The following is a 17,929-nucleotide window of genomic DNA, read 5'->3' as shown; positions in this document are numbered from 1 at the left end:
CCCAATCGATGGTCGTTGCACGGCGGATGCTGAAACACGTTCAGCATGACGGCGGGATGGGGCGGAGCAGAACGGGCAGTTAAACGCCCGCCGTTTCCATCACGCGATCCCACTGTACCGCTGCCGCGTCGCGGCGACCGTCGCGCGGGCCTGTTCGATCGCCTGTTCGACCGCCTCGCTCTCGGTTGCTTGCAACAGCGAATCGATCACGCGGCGCAGATGGTCGCGCATTGCGTTGCGCGCGGCGTGCGGGTTGCGCTGGCGTAAAGCGGCGAGGATTGCGTTATGCTCGCCCGCGCGCGGCTTGATCCCGGCACGGCGGACCTTGTCCGACAGCAACCGATATTGCGGCGAACGGTCGCGCGCGGCCCACAGCGAATCGACCGCTGCGACGAGCGCGCTGTTCTGCGTCGCCTCGGCGATACCGAGATGGAAGCGTCGGTCGATCTCCTCCGACCGCTCGACGTCGCGCTCGTTTTCGAGCTCCATCGCGTCGATCATCGCGGCGAGCGCGCTGACCCCGGCATCGTCGATCAGCGTCGCGGCAAGCGCGCAGGTCTCGCCCTCGATCAGTGCGCGTGCCTCGAGGATCTCGAACGGGCCGAACCCGCTGGTGTCCGCCTGTGCACGCGCGGGCGCGAGCGCAGCGACATACACGCCCGAGCCGGTGCGCACCTCGACCAGTCCGTCGAGCTCGAGCGCGAGGATCGCCTCGCGCACGGTCGGGCGCGACACGCCGGTGGAGGCAGCGATGTCGCGTTCCGACGGCAGCCGCCCGCCCAGCGGATACACGCCTTCGGCGATACGCGCGGCGAGCGTTCGCGCGACTTGTGCGTACAGGCGATTGCCCTCTTCGCGTGGCTGAACCGCCATGCGACAACTCCTCAAAAATTGGTCAGGCCAATATAGACACGCCGGATCGGCTCCGCTAGCGTAACCCCAACGACGGAGAGGACAAGTCGAGATGCGCATTCGCGAAGCCCGCGTGATCGTAACCAGCCCGGGTCGCAATTTCGTGACCCTGAAGATCGTGACCGACGAGGGCGTCTACGGAATCGGCGACGCGACCCTCAACGGGCGCGAGAAGGCGGTGGTCAGCTATCTGGAAGATCACGTCTGCCCGTTGCTGATCGGTCGCGATGCGCGGCGGATCGAGGATATCTGGCAATTGCTGTACCGCGGTGCCTATTGGCGGCGCGGCCCGGTGACGATGCGCGCGATCGCCGCGGTCGACGTCGCCTTGTGGGACATCAAGGGCAAGGCGCTCGGCGCGCCGGTCTACGACCTGCTCGGCGGCAAGAGCCGGGATGGCGTGATGGTCTATGGTCATGCCAATGGCGCGGACATCGCGCACACCAGCGACGAGGTCGCGCGCTATATCGACCTTGGCTATCACGCGATCCGCGCGCAGAGCGGCGTCCCCGGGCTCGACAAGCCGTACGGCGTGTCGACCGACAAACTGTTCTACGAACCCGCCGACGCCGCGCTCGCGAGCGAGACGATCTGGTCGACGCCTGAATATCTGCGCCACACCCCGAAACTGTTCGATGCGCTGCGTTCCAAGTTCGGCGACACCCCGCTGCTGCTCCACGACGCGCACCACCGGCTGACCCCGCAGGAAGCCGCCAAGCTCGCCAAGTCGCTCGAACCCTATGACCTGTTCTGGCTCGAGGATGCGACCCCGGCCGAAAACCAGGAAGCGTTCAAGCTGATCCGCCAGCACAGCACCACGCCGCTCGCGGTCGGCGAGGTGTTCAACACCTTGTGGGACTGCAAGGACCTGATCCAGAACCAGTTGATCGATTACATCCGCGCGACGATCGTGGGGGCGGGCGGGATCACGCATCTGCGCCGGATTGCCGATTTCGCGGCGATCTGGCAGGTCCGCACCGGTTGCCACGGGGCGACCGACCTGTCGCCGGTGACGATGGGCGCGTCGCTGCATTTCCAGAGCTGGGTCCCCAATTTCGGGATCCAGGAATATATGCGGCACACCCCCGAGACCGACGCGGTCTTCCCGCATGCCTATACGTTCGAGGCGGGGATGCTCCATCCGGGCGACGCGCCGGGCCACGGCGTCGATATCAACGAGACCGAGGCCGCGAAATATCCGTACGATCCGCGCCAGTTGCCGATCGCGCGGCTGCGCGACGGCACGATGTGGAACTGGTGAGCGCACCCTCCGCCATCGCCGGTCGGCGGAGCGGCGGGTGAAGCTCCGCGGGCTGCGCTGGTGGATCGTGGGGCTCGTCTCGCTCGGGACGATCCTCAACTATCTCGCGCGCAACTCGCTTGGCGTGCTCGCGCCGCAGCTCAAGACCGAGCTGCATTTCTCGACCGAGCAGTACAGCTACATCGTCGGCGCGTTCCAGCTCGCCTATACGGTGATGCAGCCGGTGTGCGGCTATATCGTCGACTCGGTCGGGTTGCGGATCGGCTTCGCGCTGTTCGCGATCGCCTGGTCGGTCGCGAACATGCTCCACGCCTTTGCCGGGGGCTGGCAGGGGCTCGCCTTCTTCCGCGGGCTGCTCGGGTTGAGCGAGGCGGCGGCGATTCCGTCGGGCATGAAGACGATCGCCGAATGGTTTCCCGCGCGCAGCCGTTCGGTCGCGACCGGGTGGTTCAACGCCGGGACGTCGCTCGGCGCGGTGCTCGCGCCGCCGGTCGTGATCGGGATCAGCGCGCTGTACGACTGGCGGATGGCGTTCATCGTCACCGGCGCGCTCGGGCTGGTGTGGGCGGCGCTGTGGTACGCCTTCTACCGCTCCCCCGCCGACCATTTCGCGATCACCCCCAAGGAACAGGCACTGATCGCAGCAGACCGCCCGGCGGCGGTTCCGGGGAAGGTTTCGGCCAAGGCGATTCTCCGCACCCGGCGCTTCTGGGCGATCGCACTGCCGCGCTTCCTTGCCGAACCCGCGTGGCAGACGTTCAGCTTCTGGATCCCGCTCTATCTCGTGACCGAGCGTGGGATGGATCTCAAGCAGATCGCGCTGTTCGCGTGGTTGCCGTTTCTCGCCGCCGATCTCGGGGGGATCCTCGGCGGGTATCTCTCGCTGTTCCTGATGAAGCGCGCCGGGATGAACCTCATTCCGTCGCGGGTCGCGGGGATCGCGATCGGCGCGGTGCTGATGATCGCGCCGGGGTGCATCGGGCTGGCGTCGGGGCCGATGGTCGCGATTGCGCTGTTCTGCGTCGGCGGGTTTGCGCACCAGATGATCTCGGTGCTGATCAACACGCTGTCGGCCGATGTCTTCACCCCCGAGGAGGTCGGCACCGCCAATGGCTTCGTCGGGATGGCGGGGTGGACCGGCGGGCTGCTGTTCTCGCTCGCGATCGGGCAACTTGCGGATACGATCGGTTACGGCCCGTTGTTCGCGTGCCTCGCGGTGTTCGATCTGGTCGGGGCGGGGGTGCTGATCCTGACGATCGGGCGGCTCGCGATTCCCGAGAAAAAGGTGCTGGCATGAGACGCGCGACGCTTTCCGCTCCCCCGCTGTTCGCGGTCGCCGAGCGCGAGCCCGGCCGCGTGACGCTCCGTGCGGATAGCGGGCAGGTCGCGCATGTGTTCGTGCTCGAGGAGGATGTGGTCCGGCTGCTGCTGCTCGCCGATGGCAGCGTCACCAGCATGCCGAGCTGGGCAATCGCGCCGGGGGCCGAGGATATCGCCGAACCCGGGCGCGACCGGATGGCGACCGATGGCTTCGCCTTGCCCGAGTTCGCGTTGACCGAGACGCCCGGGCAGCTCGTGATCGAGACCGCGCGGATCCGGCTGACGGTCGCGCTCGACGGCTTCCGCTGCGTCTGGGAACAACGCGTCGGCGGCGGCTGGCGCACGATGGCGGCGGATCGCCCGACGCAGGCGTATGACTTCGGCTGGTGGGACGGTCGCACCTATCATTATGTCGCGCGCCAGCCGGGCGAGCGCCACTATGGCCTCGGCGAGCGCGCGGGCGCGATGGACCGCAGCGGGCGGCGCTTCCGGCTGACCAGCGTCGATCCGATGGGGTATGACGCCGAGACGTCCGACCCGCTGTACAAGGCGATCCCGTACATCCTGACCGCGCAGGGCGACGGCGTCTGCCACGGCGCGTTCTACGACACGCTCGCGCGCGTCACCTTCGACTTCGGGCAGGAGATGGACAATTACCACGGGCCGTATCGGCACATGGTGGCGGAAAGCGGCGATCTCGACCTGTACATGATCGCCGGCCCCGATCCGGCAGCGGTGACGCGGCGCTTCACCTGGCTGACGGGCAAGCCCGCGATGCCGCCGCGCTGGTCGCTCGGCTATTCGGGGTCGACGATGAGCTACACCGACGCGCCCGATGCGCAGGTGCGGATGGCGGAGTTCATCACCGGCATCGAGACGCATGATATCGGCTGCGGCTCGTTCCATTTGTCGTCGGGCTACACGTCGATCGGCGACACGCGCTACGTGTTCCACTGGAACCGCGACAAATTCCCCGATCCTGCGGGCTTCGCGGCAAGCTATGCGGCGGCAGGCGTCCGGCTGGTCGCGAACATCAAGCCCGCGATGCTGCTCGATCATCCGCGCATCGCCGAAGTCCGCGACGCCGGGCTGCTCGTCGCGGACTCGGACGGCGTGCCGACCGAGGCGCAATTCTGGGGCGCGCCGGGGGTCTATCTCGATTTCACCAACCCCGCGACCGCCGCCTGGTGGCGCGGACAGGTGACGACTGCGTTGCTCGACCACGGCATCGCTGCGACGTGGAACGACAATAACGAATATGAAGTGTGGGACGCGCGCGCGCGGATCCACGGTTTCGGGGCGCCGCGCCCCGCCGCCGATGCGCTTCCGCTCCAGGCGCTGCTGATGATGCGCGCGTCGCGCGCGGCGCAGGTCGCGCATGCGCCGGGCGTCCGGCCCTATATCGTCACACGGTCGGGGATGGCGGGGCTCCAGCGCTACGGGCAGACCTGGTCGGGCGACAATCGCACCGAATGGAAGACGCTGCGCTACAATCTCAAGATGGGGCTGGGGCTCGCGCTGTCGGGGGTGTCGAACAGCGGGCATGACGTCGGCGGCTTCTCCGGCCCCGCGCCCGATGCCGAACTGCTGGTGCGCTGGGTCCAGGCAGGCGTACTGATGCCGCGCTTCAGCATCCATAGCTGGAACGACGACCGGACCGTCAACGAACCGTGGATGCACGCCGACGCGCTCCCCGCGATCCGGCGGTTGATGGCGCTGCGGCAGACGCTGATCCCGTTCTTCCACGACCTGCTGCACCGCTATGCGCGCGACTATGCGCCGGTGCTGCGCCCGCTGTGGCTCGATCATCCCGAGGATGCGGGCGCATGGGTCGATGGCGACGACCACATGATCGGGCGCGACGTCCTCGCCGCGATCGTGGTCGAGCCTGGCGCAACGACGCGCCGCGTGCGGTTGCCGGGGCAGGGGCACTGGTATGACGTGTGGACCGGCGCCGTGCTCGACGGCGGCGGGGCGCAGGACGTGCCCGCACCGCTCGATGGCCCGCCGCCGCTGTTCGCGCGCGCGGGGTCGGCGATGCTGGTCGATCTTGCGGCGGGCGGGTTCCGCGCCGGTGTGCCGGAGCTTGGGGTCTGGCTGTTCCCTCCGGTCGGGGCGGGGGCGTTCGACTGGGACGGGTATGACGACGATGGCGAAAGCGCCGGGAGCGAGCCGCAGGTCTGGCGGATCGAAGGCGTGGCGACCGCCGAGACCATCACCCTCAAAGTGACATCACACGGCCCCGCATCATCGGCAAACACGATCTCGATCGTCCTGCCCGTCACCGAAACCCGCGAGACCGTGATCGAAGGCGGCACGGCCGAACGCCAGGCGGGCAATCGTCCGATCTACCGGGTCACGCTGTAACCGCTCGAGCCACGAAAAAGGGCGCGCCCATCGCTGGGCGCGCCCCTCTCTGCCGGAACGGCGGTTCGCTTACTTGAAGCGAACGCCGATGCCGCCCATGATCCGCTGACGCGAGGTGTGGTCGTTATACTGCGAGTACACATACTGTGCGTTCGCATAGACCGGCAGGCGGCCTTCGACGACCGTGTACTCGACGCCGCCGCCGACCTGGTAGCCGGTCGTGTTGACGTGATCGTAGAACGACCGCTGGCCTGCTGCCGTCGTGTCGAAGCGCTTGCGCTGCTCGTTCGTGACCCAGCCGCCCTTGCCGAAGACGAGCGCGCGCGGCGTGACGAGGTAACCCGCACGGACGCCGACGCCGAACTCTTCGAACGACTTGTGGCAGACCGTCCCGTTGCTGACGCCCGAGCAATTCTCATTGCCGCCGTCTGCGTTCCAGTAGGTCGCTTCCGGGCCGACGACGATCCGCTGGCCGATCATGCCGTCGAAGCCGATCGTCGCGCCGTAGCCGAACTTGTCGTTGTGCTGGCCCTGCGACTGGAAGCGATCGCCACCGGCGTTGCCTTCGAGGCGGAAGCCGCGGAACGACGTGTTGGACGTGTTCGCGGTCTCTGCCGACGTGGTCGTCACGTCCTGGGCCGATGCGGCGCCAGCCGTGAATGCCGCTGCAGCGGCTGCTACGATCAGAAATTTGCGCATGTGTGTTCTCCGTTGAGGTCCGCCAAACCCGTCAGGACACAAAGCGATCCGCGCAAAATCGACCTTTGCCGGAACCTGTTGCATTGCAGCAACAGCGGGTGTGGGCGGTGGCGGCGATTAAGGAGATGTTCAGGAATTGCCAATGAAAAGAACGCGGCAGGTCTCCCGCCGCGCTCTCAGGGCAATTAACCATGCGGGATCGTCAGTATTTGACCCCGAGCCGCACGCCGAAGTAGCGTTGCGCATCGCGCGGCACCTGCAATCGCGCATAGGACAAGGCGCTGACACCATTGCCCGCGGGCGTGACGAAGCTGGTGTAATATTTGTCGGTCAGGTTCTTGCCGATCAGCGCGACTTCATACCGGCCGTCTCGGGTGGCGAAGGTGAGGTTCGCATCGACAAGGGCATAGGGTGCCTGTTGCGCGAGCGGGGTCTGGTCGAGGTCGAAATTGATCCGGCTCGAATAGGCGATCGCCGAGCCGAGCCGGACGGTGAACGGCAGCACATCGTCGACCGGCAGTTTCCAGTCGCCGCCGATGTTGAACTTGTGCTTCGGCGCGAACGGCAGCGGCTTGCCATTGTGCGCGACGCAGGTTGCGAGCTGCGCGGGGGTAAGCGTCGCCGCGTTACAGCGGAATTCGCGGATCGCCCCCTCGTTATAGGTGTAGCCGCCATTGAACGAGATCCGGTCGGTCGGGCGCCAGCTGAAATCCATCTCGACCCCGCGCGAGCGCACGCGCCCCGCGTTGGTCAGCGTGACGAAGGTCTGCGGCGGGATGGTGACGAAGCTGTTCGCCTGGAAATTGTCGAGCACCTGGCTGTAGAGCGCCAGGTTGAGCGTCAGCCGCCGGTCGAACAGCTTGGTCTTCGCGCCCAGTTCGAACGCGTTGCTCGTCTCGGGTGAGATCGCGCCGGTGTTGTTGGCGGTGATCGAGTAGAAGACGTTGAGCGCCGGCCCCTTATATCCACGCGAGTAGGTGCCGTAGAGCATCACGTCGCGGGTCGCCTGGAACTGCACGCCCGCCTTGCCCGAAACGCCGTTCGCGCTGGTGCGCTCGGCGAAGGTGAAGGGGCCCTGGATGCCGGGGCGCAGCGCGGCGGCGACCCCGGCGGGGGTGTTGGTGCGCGCATAATCGTAGGACACGGTGTCATGCGTGTAGCGGATCCCGCCGATCAGCTTAAACGCCTCGCTGACGTTGACGGTCGCCTGCGCGAACCCCGCCTGGCTGCGGAACCGCGTGTTCCACGCGGCGGGGCCGGTCGCGGTGGTAAAGGTGCTGACGCCGGGCGCGGTGCTGCAGGGGCGGAAGCCGGTCGCGTCGATCGGCAGCGTGGAGGCCGAGCAGAAGGTGTCGGAGCGCGTGAACGTGTCATGCTCCTTGGTCCACCAGAAGAACCCGCCTGCGACATATTCGATCAGCTGGCCGGTCGGCGAGGCGATCCGGACTTCCTGGCTATACTGGTTAAAATCGAGCGCACCGTCGTCGCGCTGGTCGATGTTCTGCGTCGCGGCATTGGGCGTGGTGGCGGAGGCGGCGGCGACATATTGCCCGCTCTGCGACCCGAAATCGCCGTCGCGCAGCTGGCGGTTCTTCCAGTTGCGATAGGCGGTGATCGAGGTCAGCGTGTGATCGCCGAGCTTGAGGTCGATCGTCGCGGAACCGCCGGTGTTGGTGTCGGTCGTGCCCGGGCCGAAATTATTGTTGATGTCGCGATTGCCGAAGCGCGGGACGACCGCGCCTTGCTGCGGCAGGAAGATGGTGCTGAACTGCGCGTTGGGGATGGTGGTGCCGAGCACGTCGCCGCAGCAATCGTCGTTCGCGTGCGAATAATCCGCCGCGAGCGTGACGGTCAGGTCGCCGAAGTCGCCGCGAACCTTGCCCTTGATCCCCCAGCGCTTGTAGCCGTTGACGGTCTTGTCGTTGTACACGTTGCGCGCGTTGCCGTCATAATAGCCGTAATAGCCGCCGATCCGCGCGGCGATGTTCTGGCTGAGCGGGCCGGACAGGTTGGCGGTCGCGCGGACTTCGCTCTTGTCGAAATAGGCGACCGAGGCGTCGGCGGCGAGCACGCTGCTCGGCGCGCGCGTCACGATGTTGAGCGCGCCCGCCGAGGCGTTCTTGCCGAACAGCGTGCCCTGCGGCCCGCGCAACACTTCGATCCGGTCGATGTCGGCGAAATCCTGCGTCGCCATGCCGGAGCGACCGTAGACGACGCCGTCGATGATCGTCGACACGCTCGGCTCCGCGCCAGAGGCAAAGGACTGCGTCCCGATCCCGCGGATCGCGATCGTCGAATTGACGTTGGCGGTGCCGCGCTTGAAGGTCAGCGACGGGACGAGCCGGTCGAGCGTCTCCGCGCTGTTGACGTTGCCGCTGCGCAAGGCTTCCGCGCCGACGACGCTGATCGCGACGGGGACGGTCTGGAGGTTTTCTGAACGGCGTTGCGCGGTGACGACGATGTCGTCGCTTGGCACCGGCTGCGCGAGGGTATGTTCGGTGCTTGGCGCCTGCACGGGCGGCGTCGCGGTGGGTGCGGTTTGCGCCTGCGCGGCGGCGGCGGCCATCAGCGCCGTCGCGAGCGCGGCAGCAGCGGTTGCGAGGTGAAGGCGCGAGCGTGCGGTGGTGTTCATGTGTCTGTCCTCCCCGGAAGCATATGCGGACTTTTGCCCGTCGGATTGCTGTCGATTGGATCTGTTAGACCAGAGCGTCGGCAAATCTGTCAAGTGGTTTGACCAGTTTTGTGACAACGCTGTCGAGCTTCTAAAATGTCGTCATGCTGAACTTGTTTCAGCATCCACCGCGCGACGAGCGCGGACTGCCATTGTGGCGCGGTGGACCCTGAAACGAGTTCAGGGTGACGCTGGAAAGAATTCGTGCCCAACCCCTGGCTTGACCCCTCCCGCATTCTCCCCGATACGGAACATAGGACGAACACTGAGTCAGAGTCGGTCGCGTCGCGACCCCGTTGGCGCGCTTTGGCTGGTGGAGTGGGACTGTGAGCAAACAAGTTTCCGCGCGGGCGGCGCGCCGGGCCGTTGTGGCGGTGGCGGAACCCGAGCGGCGGTATCTCGCTTTGTGGTTCCCCTTCCTGTCGAGCGACCGGGCGCGGCGTGCCCCGGGCGACGCCGGGCCTACGGACGCGCCGCTGGTGCTGGTCGCGCGGGAGGGCGGGACGATCCGCGTCAGCGCGGTCGATTCGCGTGCGCAGGCGCATGGGGTCGCGCCCGGGATGCCGGTTGCGGCGGCGCAGGCGCTCGTGCCCGACCTTGCGATCCACGACGTCGCGTCCGAGGCGGACCAGGACTGGATCGAGCGGATCGCCGACCTGTGCGAGCGCTACACGCCGATGGTCGCGCTGGACGAATCGGACGGGATTACACTCGACCTGACCGAATGCGCGGAAACGTTCGGCGGCGAGGACGCGCTGCTGACGGACCTCGAAACGCGTCTGGGAAATTGGAGCGATGACGTCCGTCACGCGCTCGCCGGCAGCCCCGCCGCCGCGCAGGCGCTCGCCCGCTTCCGGACGATGCCCGCCGCGAACGCGGCGGCGGCGTTGCGGCGGCTCGACGTCGCGGCGCTGCGACTGCCCGCGGATACGTTGGCGACCCTCCGCGACGCCAAGGTGAAGACGATCGGCGACCTCGCCGCGTGTCCCGCCGCCGCGATCGCCGAGCATTTCGGCGAGGATACCGCCGAGGCGCTCGAACGGCTGTTCGGGACCGACGACGCTGGCCTCGATCCGCGGCGTCGCTTGCCCGCGCTCACCTTCGAACGCGGCTTCGCGGCCCCGATCACGCGGATCCGGCCACTTCGCGCCGCGATCACCGCGCTTGCGGCCGAGGCGACCGCGGTGCTGGAAGCGCGGCATCAGGGCGGGCGGCGGTTCTGCATCCGGCTGTTCCACAGCGACGGCACCGTCCGCACGCTTGCGATCAAGACCGCGCTCCCGGTGCGCGATCCCACGCTGCTCGTCCGGCTGTTCCGCGAACGGATCGCCGCGCTCGCCGATCCGCTCGATCTGCGGACGGGGTGCGATCTGATCCGGTTCGCGCTGCCGCGGGTCGAACCGCTCGCGCCGACGCAATTGCGGCTCGAGGGCGGCGTCGCCGACGCCCCGGGGGAGCGCACCCGAATCCGGCGCTCGGCCGCGAACGACAGTGCGCTTCCGGAACAGGGCGTGCTCGGGCTTTGACCGGCCGCACGGCGCGCGGCGTCGAATTCCACCCCCGGACCCGTCACCGCGCTTGCTCATGCCCCCCGGCATCGGCCATTGGACGGCCATGACATTTCAAGTCGACATGGGGCTCGACACGGGCGGGCGGTCGGTACCGATCGATCTCGAGGAATTGCTGGCGACACGACTGCTGGTCCAGGGCAATTCCGGCTCGGGAAAATCGCATCTGCTGCGCCGACTGCTCGAACGCAGCGCGGGGCAGGTCCAGCAGATCATCATCGACCCCGAGGGCGATTTCGTCACGCTCGCCGACGCCTACGGCCATATCGCGATTTCGGCGGCGGATTATTCGGTCGGCGAGATCGCGCGGTTCGGCACGCGGATCCGCGAGCATCGCTCGTCGGTGGTGCTCGATCTCGAAGGACTCGAAATGGAGGGGCAGATGCGCTGCGCCGCCGCCTTCCTCTCCGCGCTGTTCGATGCGCCGCGCGAGCACTGGTTTCCCGCGCTCGTCGTGGTCGACGAGGCGCAGGTGTTCGCGCCGTCGATGGGCGCGGAAGTGAGCGAAGAGGTCCGGCGCGCGTCGCTCGGCGCGATGACCAATTTGATGTGTCGCGGGCGCAAGCGCGGGCTTGCCGGGATCATCGCGACGCAGCGGCTGGCGAAGCTTGCCAAGAACGTCGCGGCGGAAGCCTCCAACTTCCTGATGGGGCGCACCTTCCTCGACATCGACATGGCGCGCGCGGCGGACCTGCTCGGCATGGAGCGACGCCAGGCCGAACAGATCCGTGATCTCCCGCGCGGCACCTTCCTCGCGCTCGGGCCGGCGGTCAGCCGCCGTCCGGTGTCGATCAAGGTCGGTTCGGTCGAGACCGGGTCGCGCGGTGGCGGGCCGGTGCTGACGCCGCTCCCGCAGGCCCCGACCGGCGAGATGAAGCAGTTGCTGCTGCTCGGGCTCGAGGAACCGATGCCGATGCCCGCGCCCTTGCCGCGCCCCGCACCCGCCGCGAAGGTGATCGACCGGATCGCGGCGGACTCGATCCCCGATCCCGTTCCCGAAGTGCCGCGCCACACCGACGAGGAGCTCGCCGCGGTCGTCCGCGACGTGCTGTCCGCGATCGTCGAGGATCCGGATTCGACCGCGCGGCCTGCGGCGATCCTGTACCAGGATTTCCAGGTGCGCTGCCGGATGGTCGGCGTGTCGCCCGCGCCGCTCGATCCCTCGGGCTTCGCGCGCCGGCTGGCGGCGGCGCGTGCGGGCATCCTCGACGGGCTCGACGGCGATTGGGCCGAGGCGATCGCGACCGCGCACGACCTTCCCGACGAGATGCTCGGCGCGTTCCTGCTCGTGGCGAAGGCCGCGCGCGAGGGGCTGCCCTGCCCGAGCGATGCCGAGATCGCGCAGACCTATGGCACCAGCTCGCTCGGCCGCGCGCGGCGCGTGCTCAGCTATATCGAGGGGCGCAACCTGTTCGTCACCCGGATCGACCTTGCGGGGAAGCGTTCGGTGACGATCCCGACGCTCGGCTGGACGACCCAGCCTGCCGATGCGGGTTGACGGGGCCAGGCCGCGCATGCCGGATGAAATCGCCGTCATGCGGACGGACGGGCCTTTGAATCGCCCCGATTATCGTGCAGCGCGCCAAGACGCGCTCTGGGCACCGTATTGATGGCATCCTCGTCTTATCGTTCTTCCAATGATCGCGGCCGGGCGCGCGGGATCATCCTTGCGCTGGTCGTCGAGGGTCTGGTCGCGTTGTTGCTGTTGCAGCTCGGGACCGGCGTCTTCACGCCGCCCAAGCCGCAACGCGAGCTCAAGACCTTCGAGGTCCCGCCCGATGCCCCCGCGATCGGCCCCAAGCCGACGCAGCGCACGCGCACCCCGACCAAGCAGAAACAGGCGACCAGCACGACCTCGCCCGCGCCCCCGCCGCCGGTCGCGCCGCCGCCCGTCGTCACGCCGGTGCGCCCGAAGTTCATCGAGCTGAGCCACGACGAATTCGCCGCGTCCGACATCGGCAAGATCCCGTCGAGCAAGGGGTCGGGCGATTCCGAGGGAACCGGCAAGGACAGCGTAGCGGCATATGGTCCCGGGCAGGGACCGGGCGGGGCGGCACTCTACAACGCCGAATGGTATCGCGAGCCGACCCGCGCCGAACTGGCGACGTATCTGCCCGCCGGGGTGCAGAGCGGCTACGGGTTGATCGCGTGCAAGACGATCGAGGATTATCACGTCGAGAATTGCCGCTCGCTGGGCGAATCGCCCCCGGGATCGGGCCTGTCGCGCGCGTTGCGGCTGGCCGCGTGGCAGTTCCGTGTGCGCCCGCCGCGGATCGGGGGGAAACCGATGATCGGGGCGTGGGTCAGGATCCGCTTCGACCTGACGGTCGGGGTGAAGGACAACTGAGGTCTCGTGCTCCTGCGTTCGCAGGAGAACCGATCCTACCCCGGGATCCGCTCCAGGAACCCGCGCACGTCGTCGGCGATCCTCACCGCCTTGCCCGTCGGCAGGTGGACGTTGACCACTGTCATCGCGATCACGGTGTGCAATTCGCCCGTCTCCGCGTGGCACAGCTCGAACGTCTGGGTCAGGCTCGACCCGCCGATCCGGTCGATCCGCACGAACGCCTCGACCGTATCGCCGAGCACGAACGGTTTGAGATAATCGATCGCGGTATGCCGCACGTGGAATTCGGTCTCGTGCCACGCCGCCCCCAGCGCATCGCCGATCCCGGTCCATTCCCAGAATTCGGTGACCGCGACATCGGCATATTCGAGATAGCGCGAGTTGAAGACGACCTTCTGCCCGTCGATCTCGGCATAGCGCACGCGGAACCGCGTCGAAAAGGCGAACCCGTCGCGCATCTTCAGAACAGCAACTTGATGCCGACGATCGCCAGCACGACCGCGAGGATCGGGCTCAGCACGCGGTCCGACACGCGTGTCGCGATCAGGCTGCCGACGATGATTCCGGGGATCGACCCGATCAGCAGCGAGACGAGCAACGCCCCGTCGACCGAACCGAGGATCCAGTGCCCGATCCCGCCGAGCAGCGTCAGCGGCACCGCGTGCGCGATGTCCGATCCGACCAGCCGGTTGATCGGCAGCGTCGGGTAGAGGATCAGCAGCGCGGTCATCCCGAGCGCACCCGCGCCGACCGACGTCAACGACACCAGCACCCCCAGCACCGCGCCGAGCAGCACGGTCAGCCGCGCCTGGCGACCGGGCGACACCGCGCCGAGCCGCTGCCCCAGCGCCGCGACGATCCGTTTGCGCAACAGCGTCGCGATTCCCGACAGCAGCAGCGTGATGCCGAGCACGACCGAAATGACGTGCCCGGTATTGGCGGACCGCTCGCCTTCGTAATGCAGCGCGACGAGCGTCAGCAGCGCGGCGGGCACGCTGCCGGCCGCGAGCCGCCCGACCACGCGCCAGTCGACCGTTCCGCGCCAGCCATGGACGGTCGTCCCGACCGTCTTGGTCGCGGAGGCATAGAGCAGGTCGGTGCCGACCGCGGTCGCCGGGTGGAAGCCGAAGGCAAGCACCAGCAGCGGGGTCATTAGCGAGCCGCCGCCGACCCCGGTCAAGCCGACGACGAGGCCGACGAGCACGCCGGCCATCGAATACAGGGGATTGATCATCCGGCTTGGGTCAACCGGCCTTGGCGCTTGGCGTGTTGACGCCCATCGACTGGAGATACTTCTTCACGTTGCGCGCGGCCTGCCGCAATCGCTGTTCGTTCTCGACCATCGCGATGCGCACAAAGCCTTCTCCGTTCTCGCCATAGCCCACCCCTGGCGCAACCGCGACGTTGGCGCTTGTCAGCAATTGTTTGGAGAACTCAAGGCTACCTAGGTGCGCGAGCGCGGGCGGGAGGGGCGCCCAGGCGAACATCGACGCGCGCGGGGCGGGGATCTCCCATCCGGCGCGGCCGAAGCTCTCGACCAGCACGTCGCGGCGCTTGTGGTAGAGGATGCGGTTCGCCTCGACGATATCCTGCGGCCCATTGAGCGCGGCGCACGCCGCCGCCTGGATCGGGGTGAATGCGCCATAATCGAGATACGACTTCACCCGCGACATGGCGGCGATCAGTTTCGCGTTGCCAACCGCGAAGCCGATCCGCCAGCCCGCCATCGAATAGGTCTTGCTGAGCGAGGTGAATTCGACCGCGATATCCTTGGCGCCGGGCACCTGCAGGATCGAGGGCGTCGGGTTGCCGTCGTAATAAAGCTCCGAATACGCGAGGTCGGAAAGGATCCAGACCTGGTTCTCCTTCGCCCACGCGACGAGCCGCTCGTAGAAGGCGAGGTCGACTGCTTCGGCGGTCGGGTTCGACGGATAGTTGACCACCAGCACCGACGGGCGCGGGACGGTGAACGCCATCGCGCGTTCGAGCGATTCGAAATAGGCTTCGTCGGGCGTGGTCGGGACCGCACGGATAGTGGCCCCTGCGATGATGAAGCCGAAGGTATGAATCGGATAGGACGGGTTGGGCGCGAGCACGACGTCGCCCGGCGCGGTGATCGCGGTCGCCAGGCTGGCGAGCCCTTCCTTCGAGCCCATCGTCACGACCACCTCGGTCTCGGGATCGAGATCGACGCCGAAGCGGCGGCCGTAGTAATTGGCTTGTGCCTTGCGCAGCCCGGGAATGCCCTTGGACTGAGAGTAGCCGTGCGCGTCGGGCTTGCGCGCGACCTCGATCAGTTTCTCGATGACGTGCGGCGGCGGGGGCAGGTCGGGGTTGCCCATGCCGAGATCGATGATGTCCTCGCCGCTCGCCCGCGCCGCCGCGCGCATCGCGTTCACTTCCGCGATGACGTACGGTGGCAGGCGTTTGATGCGATAGAAATCGTCGGACATTGCGCGAAACCCGGCTTGAGGAGACCGATCCTTACGCCAATCGCACGCGCTTCGTCACCCCAGAGCTGTCGTGGCTGGTTGCGTGGCCGAATTCCTCCCCCTGTGTGGGCTGTCGCGCGCCGGGGGAGCGGCGCGGGAACTTCCCAATGCGCCCAAGCGGTTGATCGTCCGTGCAATCCGGCATGACGCCGCCGCGCCCGCACGATAGAAGAGCGCAAACAGGATCGAGGATGCCATGGCCGATTCGGATACCACCACGCCGGCCGGCACCGCGCCGCCCCCTCCCGCACCCAGCCTTGCCGACATGCAGCACTGGACCTGGGTGCTCGGGCGCGCGCAGCAGATGCTGCTCGAACAGGGCATGGCGACGATGACCGCGAACACCGCATTGTTCCCTGCCATCCCCGGTTTCACCGACCCGGCGACGCTTGCACGGACGCGCGATTTTTGGAGCGAGAGCCTGTCGCTGTGGCAGCGGATGCTCGACCCGGCGAAGCCCGCGCCCCGCGCCGAATCGCCCGACCATGCGCGCGACAAGCGGTTCAAGGACCCGCGCTGGCACGACGACCCGGTGTTCGACTTCATCCGGCAAAGCTATTTCCTCGTCGCGGACACGATGCTCGCACAGGTCGAGGCGGTCGAGGGCATCGACGACAAGCAGCGCGAGCAGATGCGCTTTACCGCGCGCGGGTTCCTCGATGCGATGAGCCCGACCAATTTCCCCGGCACCAACCCCGAGGTGATCGTGCGGACGATCGAGACTCGTGGCGAGAATCTGCTCAAGGGCCTGCACAACATGCTCGCCGATCTCGGCAAGGGGCAGTTGACGCATACCGACCAGAGCGCGTTCGAGCTCGGCCGCAACATCGCGATGACACCGGGCAAGGTCGTCCACCGCACGGATTTGTACGAGCTGATCCAGTACAGCCCGACGACGGAGACCGTGCTGGCCACCCCGCTGGTGATCTTCCCGCCGTGGATCAACCGCTTCTACATCCTGGATCTCAGCCCCGAAAAGAGCTTCATCCGCTGGGCGGTGGAGCAGGGGATCACGGTGTTCATGGTCTCGTGGCGCTCGGCCGACAAGACGATGAAACATGTCGTGTGGGACGATTACATTGCCGCGCAGATCGATGCGGTCGACACGATCCGCGCGGTGCTCGACGTGCCGGCGGTCCACACGATCGGCTATTGCGTCGCGGGGACGACGCTGGCGGCGACGCTCGCGATCCTCACCGCGCGCGGCGAGGCGGACAAGGTGGCGAGCGCGACCTTCTTCACCGCGCAGGTCGATTTCGAGAAGGCAGGCGAGCTGCTCCATTTCGTCGCGGACGACCAGCTTGCGCTGATCCGCTCGCTGACGCCCGACGGGTTCCTCGACGGGCGGTATATGGCGGCGGTGTTCAACCAGCTGCGCGGGCGTGACCTGATCTGGAACTACGTCACCAACAACTATCTGCTCGGCAAGGATTATGCGCCGTTCGACCTGCTCCACTGGAACGGCGATACGACCAACCTGCCCGCGGCGTGGCACATCGCCTATCTGACCGACCTGTACCGCGACAATCGCCTCGCCAGGCCGGGCGAGATGCAGGCGCTGGGGACGCCGATCGACCTGTCGACCGTGGCGACCCCGGCCTATATCCAGGCGGGGCGCGAGGATCATATCGCGCCCGCGGAGAGCGTGTGGGCGATGATGCACCACTTCATCGGGCCGAAGCGGTTCGTGCTCGCGGGCTCGGGACATATCGCGGGGGTGGTCAACCCGCCGTCCGCGCAGAAATACCAATATTGGCTCAACCCGGGCGAGACCGAGCGGTTCGAAGATTTCGTCGCGGGCGCGACCGAGACCAAGGGGAGCTGGTGGCCGGACTGGCGCGAGTGGCTCCGGGCGATGGGGGAAGAACAGGTCGCCGCGACAGGCGCGCGGCTTCCCGGGGAGGGCGCTCTGTCCGCTTTGGAGGATGCTCCGGGACTCTACGTACGCGCGAGATAACGGCGATTTATCAATAATTTCGCTAAACTGGATTTTGATGTTGCGGTGCAACATAGGTGTTGTTCCAAGCTACTTTTGCTGCTATATTGCGCTGCAGCAAAAGTAGCTCAGGAGAAGTCCGGTCATGGCCAGCAAAGGCCCTAAGTCCGTCCCCCCCAAGGGGATTGCCAAGCCGATCGACTCGACCCCGCCCCTTCCGGCGGCGGTGACCGAGGCCCCGCCCGTTCCGTTCGTCGCGCAGCCTGCGCCGAAATCCGTCTCTAAGCCCGCGACTCCGCGTGCACCGACGGCGAAGCCGGCACCCGTGCCGCTGGCTCCCGTGGAAAGTACCGAAT

The 17,929-nt window shown here is 67.3% G+C and carries 13 protein-coding genes; 7 read left to right on the top strand and 6 right to left on the bottom strand.

All coding sequences use genetic code 11. The features are described 5' to 3' along the window. Positions 1-99: 99 nt before the first annotated feature. Entirely contained in the window at positions 100-873 is a 774-nt protein-coding gene (locus RH91_RS04450; protein ID WP_010161365.1) for a FadR/GntR family transcriptional regulator, read from the bottom strand. 91 nt (positions 874-964) lie between these two features. On the opposite strand from RH91_RS04450, the gene manD reads away from it, so the two are divergent. Genes manD through RH91_RS04435 form a run of 3 tightly spaced genes read left to right on the top strand, consistent with a single transcriptional unit; the run spans position 965 to position 5,860 of the window. Then, the gene (manD, locus tag RH91_RS04445) at positions 965-2,173 is read left to right on the top strand and encodes a D-mannonate dehydratase ManD (protein WP_010161364.1); all 1,209 of its coding nucleotides are present in this window, start codon (positions 965-967) and stop codon (positions 2,171-2,173) included. A 37-nt stretch (positions 2,174-2,210) separates the two neighbouring features. Next, positions 2,211-3,470 carry an MFS transporter gene (locus tag RH91_RS04440; protein ID WP_010161363.1) on the top strand — a complete coding sequence of 420 codons (1,260 nt, stop codon included), beginning with the start codon at positions 2,211-2,213 and terminating at the stop codon, positions 3,468-3,470. Continuing rightward, complete coding sequence (locus RH91_RS04435; RefSeq protein WP_010161362.1) at positions 3,467-5,860, top strand: glycoside hydrolase family 31 protein; 2,394 nt, start codon at positions 3,467-3,469, stop codon at positions 5,858-5,860. The genes RH91_RS04440 and RH91_RS04435 overlap by 4 nt, the downstream gene beginning before the upstream one ends. 69 nt (positions 5,861-5,929) lie before the next feature. Here RH91_RS04435 and RH91_RS04430 read toward each other — a convergent pair whose 3' ends face one another. Both RH91_RS04430 and RH91_RS04425 read right to left on the bottom strand, forming a co-directional pair. Beyond that, entirely contained in the window at positions 5,930-6,559 is a 630-nt protein-coding gene (locus RH91_RS04430) for an outer membrane protein (protein ID WP_010161361.1), read from the bottom strand. A gap of 202 nt (positions 6,560-6,761) precedes the next feature. Then, entirely contained in the window at positions 6,762-9,191 is a 2,430-nt protein-coding gene (locus RH91_RS04425) for a TonB-dependent receptor (RefSeq protein WP_010161360.1), read from the bottom strand. Between the two features lie 365 nt (positions 9,192-9,556). Here RH91_RS04425 and RH91_RS04420 point away from each other — a divergent pair, with 365 nt between their 5' ends. The 3 genes from RH91_RS04420 to RH91_RS04410 all read left to right on the top strand — a co-directional run bounded on the left by RH91_RS04420 (position 9,557) and on the right by RH91_RS04410 (position 13,145). After that, positions 9,557-10,756: a Y-family DNA polymerase gene (locus RH91_RS04420; RefSeq protein ID WP_232283406.1), complete on the top strand. Its 1,200-nt coding sequence runs from the start codon at positions 9,557-9,559 to the stop codon at positions 10,754-10,756. A gap of 88 nt (positions 10,757-10,844) precedes the next feature. Beyond that, positions 10,845-12,296 carry an ATP-binding protein gene (locus tag RH91_RS04415; protein ID WP_029623599.1) on the top strand — a complete coding sequence of 484 codons (1,452 nt, stop codon included), beginning with the start codon at positions 10,845-10,847 and terminating at the stop codon, positions 12,294-12,296. 111 nt (positions 12,297-12,407) lie between these two features. Beyond that, positions 12,408-13,145, top strand: coding sequence for a hypothetical protein (locus tag RH91_RS04410; protein ID WP_010161357.1), 738 nt, complete (start codon positions 12,408-12,410; stop codon positions 13,143-13,145). A 35-nt stretch (positions 13,146-13,180) separates the two neighbouring features. Here the strand turns inward: RH91_RS04410 and RH91_RS04405 are convergent, their stop codons facing one another. From RH91_RS04405 to RH91_RS04395, 3 genes are read right to left on the bottom strand one after another with little or no spacing between them, the layout of a single operon-like run. After that, positions 13,181-13,603 carry an acyl-CoA thioesterase gene (locus tag RH91_RS04405; protein WP_010161356.1) on the bottom strand — a complete coding sequence of 141 codons (423 nt, stop codon included), beginning with the start codon at positions 13,601-13,603 and terminating at the stop codon, positions 13,181-13,183. 2 nt (positions 13,604-13,605) lie between these two features. Then, positions 13,606-14,379, bottom strand: coding sequence for a sulfite exporter TauE/SafE family protein (locus tag RH91_RS04400; protein WP_010161355.1), 774 nt, complete (start codon positions 14,377-14,379; stop codon positions 13,606-13,608). A gap of 10 nt (positions 14,380-14,389) precedes the next feature. Next, a complete protein-coding gene (locus RH91_RS04395; protein WP_010161354.1) occupies positions 14,390-15,598 on the bottom strand; it encodes an LL-diaminopimelate aminotransferase in 1,209 nt (402 codons plus the stop codon). A 235-nt stretch (positions 15,599-15,833) separates the two neighbouring features. Between RH91_RS04395 and RH91_RS04390 the strand changes: the two genes are divergently transcribed. Continuing rightward, positions 15,834-17,594, top strand: coding sequence for a PHA/PHB synthase family protein (locus RH91_RS04390; RefSeq protein WP_010161353.1), 1,761 nt, complete (start codon positions 15,834-15,836; stop codon positions 17,592-17,594). Positions 17,595-17,929 lie beyond the last annotated feature (335 nt).

The sequence above is a fragment of the Sphingomonas sp. PAMC 26617 genome (assembly GCF_000242835.1).
Lineage (GTDB): Bacteria > Pseudomonadota > Alphaproteobacteria > Sphingomonadales > Sphingomonadaceae > Sphingomonas.
Note: the sequence above shows the minus strand (reverse complement) of the source record. Positions and strands in the feature narration are given on the sequence as shown.